Below are 17,414 nucleotides of genomic sequence, written 5' to 3' on the forward strand. Positions count from 1 at the left end.
TTAGATTGTGAACATCGCCAGCTTGTCTTTCAACTGGTTCGAAGCAATCTCCAGCTTGCCGGACAGAGATACGAGCTGATCACTCACGTTCTGCTGCTCGTTGCTGAGTGAAGCCACTTCTTCAGAAGTCGCAGAAGATTGCTGAGCGACTGCACTTACATTGCCCATCGCATCAGACAATACACCCTGTGAATGGCTGAGACTGCCAATGGCGCCTGTTACAGACTCCAGACTGGCAATGAAATCCTCCATTTGGGCCTGTACAGAAACAAAGATATCACTGGTGCTTTTTACGGAAGTCATCTGTTGTTTGAACAGCGGTGCCACTTCAGACAGAACGTTCACCGTTTCATTCATTTCTGTAACGATCTTATCAATAATTCCTGCTACCAGCGCAATCGACTGTTTGGACTGGTCTGCCAGCTGCCGGACTTCATCCGCGACGACCATAAAGCCGCGGCCTGCTTCGCCCGCTCTTGCTGCTTCAATAGTTGCATTCAGTGACAGAATATTGGTCTGCTGCGTAATATTTTTCATAACATCAAGAACCTTCATAACCGAGTAAACCGTATCTTTCAGGTTGTTGACGCGATCCACTAATGCGGAGGTCATTTCTCCGGTGCGGCCTGTCTGTTTGAGCAGGTCTTCCATCTGTTTCGCTCCGAGTCCGCTGGCTTCACCGACACCGCGTGCCGCTTCATCCATCTCGGCATTGGCAGCAATAACGTTTTGCATCTGAGTACCGATCAGGTCGGTCAATTCATTGCCGCGCTCAGCTTCCAGTGCCAAACTTCCTGCACCGCCGGCAATCTCTTCGGTAGCTGCGGCAATCTCCTTGGCAGATACAGCCGTTTTACGGGAGGCATCGCCCAGCTCGCCGGCAGTCTCCAGGACTTCACGGGCGGTATCTGTCGTTTGTGCAACCAGCTCGGTAATCCGTTCCATCATCATATTGAACGAAGCGGACAGCTGGCCAATTTCATCTTTTGAATTAAACTCTGTACGTACGCTCAAATCGCCTTTTGCACCTTGCACCATCAGATCCTTCAGACGGGCCACCGGCTTGGCGATCATCTGAACCATCCAGAAGCCGAGTAACACCGCGAGCAGAGCGGATGCAAGAGCAGCCATATAAGTAGTAAACAGAATCGGCTTAGCAGCTTTCACGAGTTCTCCTGTTGGGACAACACCTGTCAGCTTCCAGTCAGCCTTGGTTAATGTACTGAATACAGCCAGCACATCTTTGCCGTTGGAATCCTTAGCTTCCTGGCTGTTGTTCTTGTTCTTGCTGTCCTTGATAAAGCCGAATTCTGAAGCCACACCATCTTCAGCAGGAACCGAGGATGCGATAACAGTACCGTTTGGATCAACGAGCTGAACCCGCGAGCCGTCTCCAAGCGATACGCTTTTGAAGGCCTCTTCCAATAAGGTGTTTTTGAGCTCAAGCATGATAACATAACCTGTAGCCGAGCCCATAGTCTTAAGCGATCTTACCATAGCGACATTTTTGCCGCCGTCACCTTCAACAGATGTTGAGAACCAATAGTTCTGCGGTGCTGCAGTTTCATCCGAATAATAGGACTTGTACTCTGTATTGCTGGCCGTAACCTTTTTGAACCACTCCTGATCTCTGATCCCGTCCATCTTGAGACCGGAGTTTCCGCTCGTGATGACAGCCTCATCTGCCGATTGCGGAATCAGGGAGATCGCCACAATATTGGAATCCGTAGTCGTCTGACTGGACAGCTTCTTACTGATCGAATCCGTAGCAACGAATTTATCATAATTGGAGTTGGCGGATAGCAGATCCGACAGGTCACTTTGCATTTGTGTATCAAAATACAGCTGAAGCGCCATATTCTCATACTGTTTGAGCGTAATATCCAGCTTATCCGAGGTCTGGATAATCGTCTGCCGGTTCGCTTCCGAGACATTGTCTTTAATGGTGTTTTTAGCTTTGTTGTAAGACAATAGGCCCAGGAGCAGCACGACAGCTACAATGGAAGACAGGAAAATCAGAAACAGCTTGACTCCTACGGACTTAATCGGATCGACTTTCTTGACCTGGCTTACTGAACTATTCAGCACTCCTTTGAAGCCCATATCCTTTATCTTGCCTATACTTTGGAGTTTACCTTTGCCTATGCCTTTGCCTGTTGTCTGGTCCACATCTGCACGGCTTGGTTCTACTTGTTGTTTATCCACCGGTTTCTTGCTATTCTTTCTCACTTTTACCCTTCTCCCCTTCTGCTTTTTATCTCTGTTCTCCTGCGCGGGAGCCCCCATATCATCACCTGCCAGTTAGAATAGAAGTCGTATGTAAGCGTTCGCTATATGTAATCTATATCGGTTTTCTCCGACTATTTGCTTAGAGTTCTTAAGAAATTACCTGAGAATCTTTATATATTTTAGTTATTTTCCTTTTTTTGTATAAAATAACAAAAGGGACACACCCAATAGGGTGCATCCCTTTCCATTTCATTGTAATGTACTGTTCTGTTACTTTCTTTTCCGCATCATATCAAAATAAGCTACAGGGTGATCGACCTTCATGCGCACGCGCTGAAGCGGGTGACGGGCCACATCGAGCTGGTTCCCTGCCTCATCCCATAATTCCCCTACAATCTGCTTAAAGAATGTGTTATCCGGTCCGAAGAATTCCACTTCCTGTCCCGGCTTGAAGTTGTTGCGCTGCTGGATCAGCGCCATGCCGCTCTCAGCATCATACTCCAGAACTAGTCCTGCAAAATCATAAGGTGCCGCCTTTTCCTCAGGCTCATAGATATGATCCTCATGATCCGGTGTATCGTAGAAAAATCCGGTGTTCAGCGGACGGTTAGCCGCTTTCTGCAATTCTTCCAGCCATTCCGGCTTAAGCTCGTAATGCTCCGGATCAGCCATATATGCATCAATGGCCTTGCGGTAAGCATTCACGACAGTCGCCACGTAGTGGATTGACTTCATCCGGCCCTCGATCTTAAAGCTGTCAATGCCGGCTTCAATCAGATCGGGGATGCTTTCCAGCATGCACAAGTCCTTGGAGCCCATGGAGAACGGGTTATCCTGGGGCTGATGCAGCGGCAGCTGGGTTATCCCCGGCTGAAGGCGCTGCGGAGCAGTAGCCTCAGCCTGTTCCTCTTCGGACACCCAGGCACCTTCCGGACGGTCATCCTGGAACAGATCATATTTCCAGCGGCAGGACTGGCAGCAGCCGCCACGGTTGGAGTCGCGGTCCGTAAAGTGGTTGGATAATACACAACGTCCGGAATACGAGGAGCACATCGCCCCGTGGATGAAGCTTTCAATTTCGATATCAACATGCTGCTTAATCTCGGCAATCTCTTCCAGACTGGTCTCGCGGCCCAGAACGACACGCGGCAGCCCTTCCTCTTTCCAGAAGGATACCGCCTGCCAGTTGAGGGTGGACTGCTGGGTACTGAGATGCACCTCAAGTCCAGGTACCAGCCGGCGTGCAGTATCGACAATAGCCGGGTCGGCCACAATAATCGCGGCAATTCCGGCTTCGTATAGGTTACGCAGGTATTCTTCAATCCCGGCGATATCTTCATTGTGAGCATAGATATTGGTAGCAACAAACACTTTAGCGCCGTATTTCTTGGCGAATTCCACGCCTTCGCGCATTTCCTCGAAGCTGAAGTTATCTGCTCCGGAGCGCAGACCATACTTCTGTCCTCCGATATAGACTGCATCCGCACCATAGTGCACGGCGAATTTCAATTTTTCCAGGTTACCCGCCGGAGCAAGGAGCTCCGGTTTGTCCAGACGGTAACGTTTGCCCTTAAATTGGGGCTTAGTCATGGTTCCCATTATGTTCTCCCCTCCATTACTCAGCTGTTAAAAAGCTTAGAACTTTACACGCTGGTGTTGAACGCAGCTGCGGAGAATGTTTGGACTTTCGGCCGCTGTTGTATCCAGATTTCTTGAATTGTACCGCTTTTCGCGGTTGAAATCCGGAGACAAAGGCGGACGCATTCGCTCCTACAGTTCCAAAATTCCCCTCCGCCGCTACACCTTAATGTTGTTTATTTCAAACCATTTTTAAAGGCTGAGTCATTGCCTTATTTTATTTCCTAAAAGATTTATTAATAGACTTGCTCTTTGTAGAAGAAGCCGAACGACAGGTCACGCTCAGGGTCCTGCAGCGCACGGATTCCATCCATCCATGCCTCGTCAAAAGCATAGCCCTGCGGGTCCGCTGCATAGAGATCCACCGCATGACGGTAGGCCTTTACGACTGCCACGTTATAGGCAATCGGTTTCAGCAGCCCTTCAATCTTCAGGCTGTGCACTCCTGCCGCAAGCAGGATATGCAGATCCTCAAGGATACAGATATCGTCGGAGCTCATAATATGTGTACCATTGATGTCCTCATAAATCGGGAATTTCTCATCCCGGCGCTCTGCCTCAATCAGGAATAAGCCGCGTTCCTTGCCGAGGTTTCCATCCTCTACCGGGCGGCCCTGGTGGGCCATATAGCTTGCAACAAGTCCGCGCTTGGAATGGTAAATATTCGTCATGCCATGCACCTGTACCTGGGCTTCTACCTCCAGCAGCGGCACCATCTCGGTGATTTCGTCCATGTTCAGCTCACGGGCCAGAACAACCCGTGAAGCGCCTTTGCGGCCCCAATAATTGGCCGTAAAGTAATTCGTTGAGGTCATCTCGGCATTCCAGTGCAGCCTCATGCCCGGCGCCTCAGACTTCACAGCAGCCAGAACGGCCGGATCACCGAATTCGATCCCGTCAATTCCAAGCTCACCGATAGCTTTCACGTAGGCGGGGAGCTCATCCAGCAGCCGGTTGGACATGAGTCCGCCCAGACCGGCGTAGACTTTCCGGCCCATACCATGGGCCAGTTCTATAACAGCTGCCGTTTCCTCCAGCGAAAAATGTCCGGCCAGCCGCATGCCGAAACGGTCATCGCCGATCAGCAGTGCATCCGCACCGGCATTCAGCAGCGCGCGCGCTTCTTCCAGGGATGCTGCTGTGGCCAGCAGCTCCGGTTTGTTCATCATGTTGTACCCTCCTGCACTTGCGGTAAACGAAACCGCATCAAACTCTATTTTAATAGGTTACGGCGAACTTTGTTCACTTTTTTGGATATTGGCTAAATGTTCCTTATAGGTCTTACCGAACAGATGACCCTGGGAACCGTCTTTTTTGGTCACATAGAAGTAATATTCTGATGCTTTAGGCTCAAGAGCAGCCTGAATGGAAGCAAGACCCGGGCTGGCAATCGGCCCCGGCGGCAATCCAGCATTCTTATACGTATTATATGGACTGTCAACCTTGAGATCCTTGTTCAGCAGCCGTTCTTTTTGCTTGTCCAGCAGATACTGGACGGTAGCATCAATCTCGAGCTTCTGCCCTTTGTTCAGCCTGTTATAAATAACACCGGCCACCAGCGGACGCTCCTCGTCCACTACAACCTCACGCTCTACTAGTGAAGCGACTGTCAGCAGCTCATGCAGGGATAAACCGCGCTTATCCAGCTTTGTTTTCCAGTCAGGAATACTGTCCAGCTTCTTCTCCAGCTGCTCCAGCATAGCTTCGACAATCTCCTGGGGCGTACTATCTTTAACGAGCTCATACGTTTCGGGGAACAGATATCCCTCAAGCCGATGGCGAAGCTCTGCATTTACCGGAATCCCCAGCCGGTCTGCTGCAGCAAGTCCTGTACCTGAATCTATGACTTTAAGGAAGACCTCAGCTTTCTGATTCCATGCCTCTGCCAGTTTATCAGCCACTTGCTTCGCGGTGAATCCTTCAGGAATTGTAAAGACGACTGTTTCTTCCTTAACTACATCTCCGGCATTCAGCCTTGCAATCAGCTGGTCATAGGTATCTCCAGGGCTTGCAGTATATGTACCTGCTTTGAAGCTTGAGCCTTCCTTGACCCATTTCAAATATCCCTTGAATAATAGCCCATTACGGATAATGCCGTTTTCCTCGAGCAGATCAGCAATTTCCGAACTGCCCATCCCCTTCTCTATCGTAAACGTTACTGCCGGGCCTGCAGGCTCTACCGGCTGCATTCCATTCCAAATATACCATGCGCCTCCCCCTCCTGCTAAGGCCAGCAAAAGGATTACGATCAGCACAGCGCGGATTGCGGCTTTCAAATGTCACTCCTCACTTTCCGACTATAAAGTATAAAATTGTATTGTCTCAAATTCAACATATATTTTTAGGAGAATATCATTTTTGCCTATTTCAAGCAAAAAGAGCGCGGAATAACTCCGCCCTCTTCCTTGCCAAGCATAGATGTTGCATATTTGTGAAAACACTTATTCCTTGTCGTCAGCAGGGAGAGTCAGCTCGTCGTACAGCTCAGAGACATCTTCCCACTCCTCATCGTCAACGATACTTTCCAGCTCGGGCACACCGTTAGGTGAGACCACGATCCGCAGAATTTCCTGCTCTGCTTCTCTTCCGGAGCCAGCCAGTACCGCATACGCGCGGTCCCCAACCTCAAACTCGGCAATAATATCGTAAACGGAAGATTTACCCTGCTCGTCTTCCAGTTCTACAGTCTCTCCATATACTTCCTTGAGCTTCGATGTCCATACCGCTTGTTCGGCGGAAAAATCAGTCATTCTCTGCTCCTCCATCCAGCTCGTCTACCAGAGTATTGAAGGTTTCTTCAACAATCGCCCACTCTTCGTCGTTCTCTATCATGAAGAGCTGCAAATCGTCGCCGTCTTCCTCATAGCGGAACGCATACACCTCATCACTCTCTTCATCCTCGGAGTCGAGCGGAACCACCATCATATACTTTGCATCCGAACCGTCAACTTCAAACTTCATGATGACCTCGAATTCCTCTTCATTACCTTCCTCATCGGGAATATAGATAATTTCCGGTTCTTCTTCTTGGCCAATCTGCTCGTTTGTCATAATAGCACGCACCCCTCACCTTTTACTGTTAGCATCCAAAAAATTTTGCAAAATCAGGGCTGCAGCCATTTTGTCTACAATCCCTTTGCGTTTCTTCCGGCTGACGTCCCCTTCAATCAGCACCCGCTCAGCGGATACTGTCGTCAGACGCTCATCCCAAAGGTGTACGGGTATTTCGAATTGCTCCCGCAACTGATCGGCAAACTCAATACAGATTTCACCGCGGGGTCCTACAGAGCCATTCATATTCTTTGGCAGACCAACCACAATTTCCCCGATTTCGTACTCCTTCACCAGTTCACGGATCCGTTCGAACTCATTGCCGTTTCCGCGGCGTTCAATGGTTTCCAGAGCTTGGGCTGTCCACCCGAAAATATCGCTTGTGGCGACTCCGATTCTACGGTCGCCGTAATCCAGACCCAGCTTCTTCATTTCGGATGATCCACCCGATGATTAGCCAGGTAGAAACGAACCAGTTCCTCGATCAGCTCATCACGTTCTTTTCTCCGGACCAAACTTCTCGCATTGTTGTGGCGCGGAATGTAAGCCGGATCTCCGGATAGAAGATACCCCACGATCTGGTTGATCGGATGGTATTCTTTCTCCACCAGCGCGTCGTATACGGCGAGCAGAATTTCCTGGGAAGAAGCTTCCTTTTCGTCACCCTTCACATTGAATTTAACCGTTTTGTCCATGGAGTCCATCTGTGACACCTTCCTTCTGCAAAATCACCCCCAGAGGGCGGCTTCGCAAAGTTGCTGCTGTACAGCTTACTTGCTGCCTTCACTATAACATATTCATGCCCCGCCTTGGAAATCCTGCCACTAAAATAACGCTTTTTTTGGCATTTCATCTACAAAAATATAGATATTTTTGGTTTTTGAGCTATTGCGGAACCTCTCCCAAGACGAATATTCGCAAAAATACATATAGCTTGTCTTATTTTCAATAAAGCAGCGGCACTGATATGAGGCTCTCAGTACCGCTGGGCTGTTTTTACATACCTGCTTTATTGAAGCTTTAGCTGCGCATTCAGGAAGTACCCTTCTATAATTAAGCCTGGGCAGCAACTAGCTCCTCGGCTTTGGCGAGAGCCTCAGCCAGCTTGGAAGCGTCTTTGCCTCCTGCTTGGGCCATATCCGGCCGTCCGCCGCCGCCGCCGCCGCATACTGCTGCAACTTCTTTAACCAGCTTGCCGGCATGGAAGCCTTTTTTAACCAGCTCCTGCGGCACTGACACTACAAAGTTAACCTTATCATCCATCGCTGCGCCCAGTACAAGTACAGCATCCGGAAGCTTGGCTTTCAGTTCATCTGCTGTGGACCGCAGGGCATCCATATTGCCTGCCTGAACAGCAACTGCAAGCAGCTGTGTTCCGCCGCCCACCGTCTTCACGCTGCCGGTCAGCTCAGCGGCAAAGGTAGCGCTCAGCTTCGACTGAAGTGATTCGTTCTCACGGGAGATCTCACGAACCTGTGCATGCAGAGCTTCAATGCGCTTCGGCACATCGTTCAGTGAGGATTTGAGCAGCCCGGCCGATTGCTTCAGCAGATCCAGCTGGCTTTCTGTAAACTGGTAAGCATAACGTCCGGTTACCGCCTCAATCCGGCGTACCCCGGAACCAATGCCGCTTTCGCTGACCAGCTTGAAGATGCCGATCTGCGAGGTGTTCGCAACATGAATCCCGCCGCACAGCTCAAGGCTATAATCGCCGACTTGAACTACACGGACGATGTTGCCGTATTTCTCGCCGAAGAGTGCCATAGCACCCATTGCTTTAGCTTCGTCAATCGGTTTGTTCTCAATAACTACATCCAGTCCGCGCCAGATCTGCGCATTTACCCGGTGCTCAATGTCGCTCAGCTCTTCCGGCGTAATCGCGCCGAAATGCGAGAAGTCGAAGCGCAGGCGTGCACCTTCTACTAAAGAGCCGGCCTGATTAACATGACCGCCTAGTACTTCCTTAAGCGCTTTGTGCAGCAGGTGAGTGGCGGTATGGTTCTTCACAATGTCTTCACGCTGCTCACGGCTTACCTCTGCCCGGACGCTATCGCCGACCTTCAGGTCTCCGGCTTCAACAGTCACCAGGTGAACATGCTGGCCGTGCGGAGCCTTGAACAGGCCTGTGACCTTAGCAGTTACGGAACCGCCAGTCAAAAGACCGGTGTCGCTGACCTGGCCGCCGCTCTCTGCATAGAAAGGCGTAGCTTCAAGCACAACCTGGCATTCAGCGCCTTCGCTGACGACATCAACAAGTGCGCCGTCAACCACAATTGCCAGTATTTTAGACTCTGTTACCACGTCAGTATATCCAACAAATTCGCTTTTAACCGTCAGTTCGGCAAGAGCGCCGCCCTGGATTTTCATGCTGGCGTTGTCCTGGCGGGCTGCTCTGGCCCGGTCGCGCTGCTCCTGCATCGCTGCATCGAAGCCTTCGCGGTCTACAGTAAGTCCCTGCTCGGAAGCAAAGTCTTCTGTCAGGTCAAACGGAAAGCCGTAGGTGTCATAGAGCTTGAACGCATCTACGCCGGCAATAACGCTCAGGCCGTCGGCTTTAGCTTTGGCCGAAATTTCACCAAGGATGGCAAGTCCGTCGGACAGCGTCTCGTGGAAACGTTCCTCTTCTGTGCGGATGATTTTGGCGATATATTCGCGGTTCTCCACAACGGACGGGTAGTACACGCCCATCACTTCGCCGACAGTTTCCGTCAACTCGTGCAGGAATGGACGGTCAAGCCCCAAAGTTTTGCCGTAACGGACAGCACGGCGGAGCAAACGGCGGATAATATAACCGCGGCCTTCATTAGAAGGAAGTACCCCATCACCAACCGCAAAGGTAACAGTACGGATATGGTCGGCGATGACCTTGAGTGCGATATCCTGTTCCAGATTATCTTTGTATTTCACTCCGGCCAGACCGGCAGTTTTCTGGATTACCGGCTGGAACAGGTCGGTGTCGAAGTTGGAATCCACATCCTGCAGAATGGATGCCAGACGCTCCAGGCCTGCACCGGTATCAATGTTCTTATTAGGAAGCGGCGTATAGCTGCCGTCCTTGTTATGGTTGAACTGGGAGAACACGAGGTTCCACACTTCCAGCCAGCGTTCATTCTCGCCGCCCGGATACATTTCAGGATCACTCATGTCGCTGCCGTAAGCTTCGCCGCGGTCATAGAATATTTCCGAGCAAGGACCGCAAGGGCCTTCACCGATATCCCAGAAGTTCTCGTCGCCCAGCTTGATGATGCGCTCAGCAGGCAGGCCAACCTTTTCATTCCACAGCTTGAATGCTTCTTCATCCTCGGCGTACACCGTAACGGAAATGCGGTCCCCGTCGAAGCCGATCCATTCCTTGCCGGTCAGGAACTCCCAAGCCCAGGTAATCGCTTCTTCCTTGAAATAATCGCCGATGGAGAAGTTACCCAGCATCTCGAAGAACGTATGGTGGCGGCGTGTCTTGCCTACATTCTCAATATCATTGGTGCGGATACATTTCTGTGAGTTCGTCAGGCGGGGATTCTCAGGAATCTCCCGTCCGTCAAAGTACGCCTTCAGCGGCGCCATCCCGGCATTGATCCATAGCAGCGATGGGTCATTGTGCGGAACGAGCGAGGCGCTTGGTTCAATTTTGTGGCCTTTGCTCTCAAAAAACTGCAACCATTTGGAACGGATTTCACTTGCTTTCATCATGTACAGCCCCCGTCTTATCATTAGTGCGGCATAAGTATGCCGGAAAACACAAAAACGCCCCTGAATAAATTCAGGGACGATTATTATCGCGGTACCACCCTGGTTATCGCCTTGACCCGTGAATAAATACGGACACCTGCAGACGATCGCCTTGTCGCGGCTGTTAACGGGCGCCCCCGGCGGGATTTCCCCGCACTCCGAAATCAGCTTTCCGCCGGTCTGTCTTCCGGGTTCTCACAGCCATTACGATAAATCCCGTAACGGAACCCGTTCTCTGAGGGAGCCATGCTCCGGCGTACTCTATTTCATCAACGTTTTTTCCGATGTGCATTTTAACATTTCAAGTATAGCCAGCAGTAACGGCTCTGTCAATCTTTGGCCGGAGAACTCTCTATTTTTCGCCACTAAACTGCCTTAAATCTGCCGCAAAATGAATATTTACAGCGTTTACATCCAGGCGTATAATTCTGATTGTTTAGAAGGGCGAGACGTGGCTCAGCTTGGTAGAGCGCTTGCTTCGGGAGCAAGAGGTCGCAGGTTCAAATCCTGTCGTCTCGATAATAAATAAACAGCCATCTGCCGGAACTCTGTCCGGCGGATGGCTGTTTTATTTTCACTAGATCACGTAAGCGAAACGTCTATTCCAATCCCCAAATCCGGTACACAATCACGGCCGCTTCGGCGCGGGTGACTGTGTCTCCCGGTGCCAGCTTGCCGTTCTTGCCGGTGACAACACCGGCTTTAACCAACAAGGATACGCTGTCGGCAGCATAAGCTGATACCTTTTCTGCATCCGCGTAAGCATCCAGACTTCCGCTGCCAGAGGTTTCTTTGCCAGCTGCGGCCAGTGCACGTGCTGCGATGACCATCATTTCCTGACGGGAGACCGGGCTGTCCGGCCGGAAGGAGTTGTCAGCATAGCCGTTTACGATGCCCAACTGCTGCGCGATAGCCAGTTCATTGCTGTAATAAGCATCTGCCGGGATATCGGTGAAGCCCGCACCAGCTTGCCCTTTACCCTTCAGTTCAAGAGCTCTTACAAGCAGTGTGATGAAATCTGCACGCTTTATAGATGAAGCTGGGGAGAAGCTGTTCTCAGCAGTGCCCTGAACAATCCCCCGGGCGGCCATGGCGCTGATCGCGTCTTGAGCCCAAGACAGATTCTCCAGGTCTGAGAAGCTTACCGGCTTATAGGCTACCGCATAGGTACCGGATTGCGCGGCATGGAATACTAGTGATCCGCTAGCTGCGTCATAACGGCTATTCGGAATTGCTGTCAAACTTCCTTTGCTGTCGATCTGACCTGCCACAAGTGAACCCTTATTGCCAAGCTGGGCTGCTGCCGGGGTATAAGGAATGGAGATCTTTAAGGACATATCCGGACTGCTCAAGGCTATGGCTTTGCCGCCGGCAGTCAGGCTCAGTCCAATTACCGGACCTTGGCCAATGACACTGCGGGCTGCCGCATCAAGATTATCCGTGGAAGCTTGCTGTATACGGACGGATACTACCTCAGTGTCTGCTGTAACACCGGACAGTATGTTACTTGGAAGCTCCATCGTTCCTAGGTCTGTCTTTATCAGCAGCATGAGGTTTTGCTGTCCCTTTAAATTTTGAGCAGGCAGTTGAACTTCATAGGAGGCTGCGCCTGTCTGCTTCGGCAGGTCGATCACGATGTGTTTTTTACCGTCTGCTGCCGGAACAGCCTGTTCAAGCGCCTTTTTCATATGATCGCCCGAAACTGCTGCTTTTGCTGCCCCGCCTTCCGTCTTCACCGGCGGTTTGATTGTAACGATTCCGTCTTTGCTCTCAACGGTTACTGGCTGCGGAGTAGATGCGCTGCTGCTGCCGCCGGGTAACGCTGCTGATGTCGGTGTTGGCGTTGGTGTTGGTGTTGGTGTTGCTGTCGGTGTCGGTGTTGGTGTTGCTGTCGGTGTTGGTGTTGGTTCCGAACTTACCTTTTTACCCGAGAGGGTAAGCACGCCGTATATAGAAGTATCCTGATAGCCGTTGCCGGTCGTATCATTCCATGCGGCAACACTCTGCCGAGCGCCGTCTTTGGCGTCATTGATCTGGATGTCGAAGCCGATCTTCTTATCATTAGCTGCCGAAACTTTGTTTAGCGGAAGCTTAACTTCAACCGTGTAGTTTGTTCCGGATACCTTAGTTGCCGATTCAAAGCCTGCAGCAATACCCGGCGGATTAAAGGTCGTTTCATTGTCATAATTGACGCGGAACTGCCCGTCATCGTCCTGATAGAACGAGGTTTTGGCATTATTCTGATCCAGGAAAATTTCAACGGAATCCTGCTCCCATGCATTGGGGCTGCCTTTATCGAGCTGTGCATCGCTGACCTGAATCAGCACATACAGGTTCTGATCATCCCAGAGGGTCTTAGCGACTCCCGTTGCTCCTTGCCAAGCCAGCTGATAACGGTTAACCTGCAGCTCGGATGCATTGCTCCATAGCGCATCAACCGTTCCATCCACTTTTGGAGAGCCATAGACTGCAGTGGAGACATTGGCATCGGTAGTATCCGGCTGGTGCTCTGCCATAAATTTAACAGGATCGATAACTCCGTAGTAAGCCGGTTTGGCCTGAAGACTCTTATCGAACAACAGCGGATTGGAAGAGGCTCTCCAGCTCGTATTGTCATCCATGCCCCAGAACGTAATTCTGGCAATATTGGCGGAATGAGCTTTATACAGATCCATTAATTGTGCGTACAGATAACCCTGGGCATCCGCGAGCTTGTCAGACAGCTGATAGTTGCTTCCAGCCTGAATATCGAGCTCAGTGATGCTTACCTCTACACCAAGGGAAATAAACTTTTCCAGAGACAATTTAACATTGTCGGGATTCGTATTAATGCTGTAGTGCGACTGCATGCCGACACCGTCGATGAGGAGCTTGCCGGGATGTGTAAGGGCATACCTATCATTGATCGTTTTGACCATGTTATAGATAGCCTGTGCTTTATTCTGGTTATCTTCGTTGTAATCGTTATAATACAGCTTGATATCCCAATCCGGATGGGCGTCCAGCACACCCCTGGCTGCCAGGAAGGCTTGCTCGACATAGTCTGCTCCAATTGCATTCTTCCAAGGAGACTGGCGCAGCGAGGTTTCCCAATCGGTCGGATTTGGCGGATTATCATTCATGGCTTCGTTCACAACATCCCAGGAGATTACCTTATCCCCGAAATGCTCCATGACCGTTTGGATATGGGTCCGCAAATTGACGAGCGCCTCGTCCCGTCCCAGTGCTGTCGTATTCCCTTCGGCATCTGTGGCTGTATTCATCCACGCCGGAGACTGCTGATGCCATACCAGCACATGCCCGTGCATCTGCATACCTTCAGCCAGAACCTTATCAACCATGGCATCGGCGGCGTCAAAAGTAAAATTCCCCTTTGTCGGCTGAAGCGCATCCGGTTTCATGGCATTGCCGGCGGTTGCAACGTTGTGATGCATTTTGAGCAGCTCCAGCCGGACCCCTTCCAGATCCTCCGCGGTAATTGCATTGCCGATCAGAAAATCGTTCTGATAAGCCGCTTTTACAGGAACCAGATCCTTTTGGATGGCAACAGGGCCAGTGCCGGTCGGCTCAAAGCTGATATCGTCGATATAAAAGGAGGCTGCGGCGTTATTCGAACTTTCAATATAGATCGTGAGATATTCGCCGCCCACACTGTTATAGCGGTAGCTTCCCTCGAATTTCACCCAGCCGTCGGCGGCATTGATGGTCTTAGGGGAAAGCGCCACGTAATTGGCACTGCTTCCATTGCCGACCTGTGTCGAGAGCTGAAGCTGCGCGCTTGCCGGGTCAATCAGCTTCACCCAGGCTGAAATTTTATATTCACTGCCCTTATCCACATATTTCTCAACACGCAGTGAAGGTCCGTGCCAGGTTGAGGTTCTGCCTTCCACCTTCAGCGCATAGGAGCCCTCTCCGGTATGATTGTCTTCATTTGTGATACTCAGCGTTTCAGTTCCAGCTCTGCCTATGAAGCCGCCAGCAGTCTGATCTTCAAAGGTAATTGTACTGAACGGTATTGCCGGTTCTCTGGCCGGCTCTTCTCCAACATCTGTGGTTACCTTCTCGGTAAAAAGAATGTCTCCGATATAGAACGGCACAGCCGCTCCGGCACTGTTGGAATTAATACGCAAAGCCTGATCCTTGCTTGTATCCACGGTGAATTCTTTGGTCAGCGTGACCGCTTTCCCGGCTTCATAAGCTGCTTCCGCATAATTTCCATAGCTGTTTACAGTTTGAAGCGCCGCCTTTGCACCGTCAGGCAGACTCACATTTGCATCAACATAGACAATGGAAGTCACCGTGTACGTTTTCCCGTTTTCGAGGCCGAGATCGCTGAATTTGAAATCCGCTGCATCCCAGTTGTTCACTCTGTTATTTACGTATATAGCCGCACCGTCGGCATTGCCGTCAAAAGCTTTACCGGTGACTGCTGCAAGACTTGCCCCTCCTGAGTTGACTGCTTTTCCTGCCCCGCCCGCAAAGGTTTCATGATACACCGTTCGGGTCTCTTCCTGGCCCGTTTCAGCTGCCCGGGCAACCGGAGCAATCCTGCCTAACGGAAGCAGCAGACTGGCCGCCAATACGGCGGAGAAAATTTTTTTAACCATTCTACTCATGCATTGCACTCCTCTGTTATACATTTTGGGTCAACAATTAAGCGCTTACAAGTTCAGGAACACAGCCCCCTTTCTCAATGCAAATCGTAGCATAATCAAAAAAGTGCGTCATTCACAGAATTAAAGGTATTACCGTACTTTTTATATCATTTCGTGGGATATACCTCGGACATACAAACAGCCAATCACCGTTCGTTCCGGCAACTGGCTGGGTATGTATCTGACTTATGTGCTTAATAGTACAAATCCCAGCCGATGATAATAGCACTGAATAACAGCGCTGAGACTCCCGACAGTATGTACATGATCTTGCTTACTTTACCCGCTTCTATACTCCGCAGCTTCATCATAAGCAGCATTATATAACCTGCAGTAAGTACCACATAGGCGATGTTCCCGATAAGATGAATGCGGATGGCAGAATAGGTAGTGTAGTTCAGAGTTCGGTACCCAAGAATGATGGTATTCACTATAAAAGCAAGTCCGGCAATGTTCATCCATAGATAGTATTTGTTAAAACCGGATGACGGCTTAGCGGCTCTCCTGAATCTGGTGATGATCCATCGGACGAATCCGCTAATCATGGCAAGCATGATCAATAACGCTCCGAGGCCCACAGCTATCAGAGATATCCCGGTTCTTTGTGCAGCCAGGCCAGTAAGCGGAAAGGAATCAAAATACGGATTTGAAACCTTCACGACTGCTCCTTGAGCATCTCTTACAAAATAGGCGAAGCCCGATTGCCGTACCGGAACATACACATAAGGTTCAATCTGTTTATAGGGCGTATCATTATAGTCAATGATATTCCTGTTGACCGAAACAATCTTCATTGTACTGAGATATCCCAGCAATTTGGTGAATCCGTGAATCACCCTCCGGGCGGACTGATATTCCCCCTCTACCTGCACACTATCCGGAAGGTCCATGCCAGAAGCCTGGGGTTTGTAGGTGCCAAACACCCTATCGGTAAGGCCTGCGCAGTATTCCCATTCATTGTACTGGTTGGTCATCACGACCATTCCGAACCCGGAAGCCGGATCTATCGTAAACTTGCTGGAAAAGCCAAGGGTATTCCCCCCATGCTCCAAAGCAGGGACCGTGTGATTCACCTCAAAGAAACCGTGGGCAATTCTCGGAATATCCGTTCCCTCGTAATTCAGGCTCGGGGATAGCATCTCTTTTAAAACGGTATCACTGCGGAATAATGGACTCGTAGTTCCTGCGGCCGGCATCAGTGCGGCCAGAAACTTTGCGGCATCACCAGCGGTTCCAGTAGCACTTCCTGCTGGATATATACCGATGAATCCTCTATTCTTCTTGATCAGCTTCAGCTTTGTGGTATAGCCTTGAATCTTGTTTCTCGCGGCATAGACTGCCTCATTATCCCGCTGGGCCGGATGAATAGAGGTATGTTCCATCCCCAGCACATCGAAAATATGCTCTTTCACATAGGTATAGAATGGCTGGCCGCTCTGCAGCTCCACAAGGTAGGCAGCCAAAGCCGCACCATAATTGGAATAGGCTACTACATTACCCGGTTCATAGACCTGCCGGGGTTCAAAGAGGGCCAGCGCCTCTCCTAACTCAGGGACATCCTCCTCTGCAAAATAGAACAAATCCGTAGCCCGTTCCTGCCAGCCAGCATTATGATGCATCAGGTTCAGCAACGTAATCGGCTGATCATACTTTAATTTTTGGAAAAAACCTTTAGGCAGATATTCACGGATATCCTGGTGCAAATCCAGTTTCCCCTGCTCCACCAGCTGCATCACACTGGTCCAGACCAGCAGCTTGGAGCACGATCCCCATTCAAACACAGTACCTGTATCAGCTGCTGTCTCATGTTCGATGTCCGCGAATCCATATGCTTGATTGAAGACGGTCTCGCCATTATTAACAACTGCAACAGATACAGCGGCAGTCGTCTGCCGGCGGGCGGCTACATAGGTATCAACAACCGCAGCAAGTGAAGACAGCGGGGTGCCGGAAGGAGCCGTATCTGCTCCCCTTTCAGCTGCGCGGGCTGGAACAGCCAGTAAAAGCAGCAGAATGACAACGAGCAAACTGACTGATAGCTGTTTAAGTCCTTTGTATCGGTTGTATTCTCTCACTTGCAAATTCCCTCCACGAATACGAGTGCTTTCAAAT

At 50.5% G+C, this 17,414-nt stretch carries 12 protein-coding genes and 1 tRNA gene; 2 read left to right on the forward strand and 11 right to left on the reverse strand.

Annotation, left to right across the window (positions count from 1 at the left end):
• From L6H70_RS13745 to alaS, 9 genes are all read right to left on the reverse strand, one after another.
• Positions 1-2,229: a methyl-accepting chemotaxis protein gene (locus L6H70_RS13745; RefSeq protein WP_236333920.1), complete on the reverse strand. Its 2,229-nt coding sequence runs from the start codon at positions 2,227-2,229 to the stop codon at positions 1-3.
• Positions 2,230-2,499: 270 nt separating this feature from the next.
• Positions 2,500-3,828, reverse strand: a complete 1,329-nt coding sequence (locus L6H70_RS13750; protein WP_236333922.1) for a peptidase U32 family protein — start codon at positions 3,826-3,828, stop codon at positions 2,500-2,502.
• 275 nt (positions 3,829-4,103) lie between these two features.
• Positions 4,104-5,036, reverse strand: a complete 933-nt coding sequence (locus tag L6H70_RS13755) for a peptidase U32 family protein (RefSeq protein ID WP_236333924.1) — start codon at positions 5,034-5,036, stop codon at positions 4,104-4,106.
• 57 nt (positions 5,037-5,093) lie between these two features.
• Positions 5,094-6,143, reverse strand: coding sequence for an endolytic transglycosylase MltG (gene mltG, locus L6H70_RS13760; RefSeq protein ID WP_236333925.1), 1,050 nt, complete (start codon positions 6,141-6,143; stop codon positions 5,094-5,096).
• Between the two features lie 165 nt (positions 6,144-6,308).
• Positions 6,309-6,617 (reverse strand): DUF1292 domain-containing protein, encoded by a 309-nt coding sequence (locus L6H70_RS13765; protein WP_054939602.1) that lies wholly within the window; start codon positions 6,615-6,617, stop codon positions 6,309-6,311.
• Positions 6,610-6,918, reverse strand: coding sequence for a DUF1292 domain-containing protein (locus L6H70_RS13770; protein ID WP_038588104.1), 309 nt, complete (start codon positions 6,916-6,918; stop codon positions 6,610-6,612). The genes L6H70_RS13765 and L6H70_RS13770 overlap by 8 nt, the downstream gene beginning before the upstream one ends.
• 15 nt (positions 6,919-6,933) lie before the next feature.
• Positions 6,934-7,350: a Holliday junction resolvase RuvX gene (gene ruvX, locus L6H70_RS13775; RefSeq protein ID WP_054939601.1), complete on the reverse strand. Its 417-nt coding sequence runs from the start codon at positions 7,348-7,350 to the stop codon at positions 6,934-6,936.
• Complete coding sequence (locus tag L6H70_RS13780) at positions 7,347-7,622, reverse strand: IreB family regulatory phosphoprotein (protein WP_189032318.1); 276 nt, start codon at positions 7,620-7,622, stop codon at positions 7,347-7,349. Before L6H70_RS13780 ends, ruvX begins: the two co-directional genes overlap by 4 nt.
• A 349-nt stretch (positions 7,623-7,971) precedes the next feature.
• Complete coding sequence (alaS, locus tag L6H70_RS13785; RefSeq protein ID WP_236333928.1) at positions 7,972-10,605, reverse strand: alanine--tRNA ligase; 2,634 nt, start codon at positions 10,603-10,605, stop codon at positions 7,972-7,974.
• 121 nt (positions 10,606-10,726) lie between these two features.
• Here alaS and L6H70_RS13790 point away from each other — a divergent pair, with 121 nt between their 5' ends.
• Positions 10,727-11,026, forward strand: a complete 300-nt coding sequence (locus L6H70_RS13790) for a hypothetical protein (protein WP_236333930.1) — start codon at positions 10,727-10,729, stop codon at positions 11,024-11,026.
• Between the two features lie 66 nt (positions 11,027-11,092).
• Positions 11,093-11,166 (forward strand) — tRNA-Pro (locus L6H70_RS13795).
• Positions 11,167-11,246: 80 nt separating this feature from the next.
• On the opposite strand, the gene L6H70_RS13800 is transcribed toward L6H70_RS13795, so the two are convergent.
• Together L6H70_RS13800 and L6H70_RS13805 are read right to left on the reverse strand one after the other, a co-directional pair.
• Positions 11,247-15,263 (reverse strand): glycoside hydrolase family 10 protein, encoded by a 4,017-nt coding sequence (locus L6H70_RS13800; protein WP_236333932.1) that lies wholly within the window; start codon positions 15,261-15,263, stop codon positions 11,247-11,249.
• A gap of 233 nt (positions 15,264-15,496) precedes the next feature.
• The gene (locus tag L6H70_RS13805) at positions 15,497-17,377 is read right to left on the reverse strand and encodes a serine hydrolase (protein ID WP_236333934.1); all 1,881 of its coding nucleotides are present in this window, start codon (positions 17,375-17,377) and stop codon (positions 15,497-15,499) included.
• Positions 17,378-17,414: the final 37 nt, after the last annotated feature.

The sequence above is a fragment of the Paenibacillus auburnensis genome, assembly GCF_927798115.1.
Classification (GTDB): Bacteria; Bacillota; Bacilli; order Paenibacillales; family Paenibacillaceae; genus Paenibacillus_AQ; species Paenibacillus_AQ auburnensis.

Excerpts from the sequence above, each read along its gene's own strand:
- L6H70_RS13750 (WP_236333922.1), bottom strand. The coding sequence starts at position 3,828 with ATGGGAACCATGACTAAGCCCCAATTTAAGGGCAAACGTTACCGTCTG.
- L6H70_RS13755 (WP_236333924.1), bottom strand. The coding sequence starts at position 5,036 with ATGATGAACAAACCGGAGCTGCTGGCCACAGCAGCATCCCTGGAAGAA.
- L6H70_RS13765 (WP_054939602.1), bottom strand. The coding sequence starts at position 6,617 with ATGACTGATTTTTCCGCCGAACAAGCGGTATGGACATCGAAGCTCAAG.
- L6H70_RS13770 (WP_038588104.1), bottom strand. The coding sequence starts at position 6,918 with ATGACAAACGAGCAGATTGGCCAAGAAGAAGAACCGGAAATTATCTAT.
- ruvX (WP_054939601.1), bottom strand. The coding sequence starts at position 7,350 with ATGAAGAAGCTGGGTCTGGATTACGGCGACCGTAGAATCGGAGTCGCC.
- L6H70_RS13780 (WP_189032318.1), bottom strand. The coding sequence starts at position 7,622 with ATGGACTCCATGGACAAAACGGTTAAATTCAATGTGAAGGGTGACGAA.
- alaS (WP_236333928.1), bottom strand. The coding sequence starts at position 10,605 with ATGAAAGCAAGTGAAATCCGTTCCAAATGGTTGCAGTTTTTTGAGAGC.
- L6H70_RS13800 (WP_236333932.1), bottom strand. The coding sequence starts at position 15,263 with ATGAGTAGAATGGTTAAAAAAATTTTCTCCGCCGTATTGGCGGCCAGT.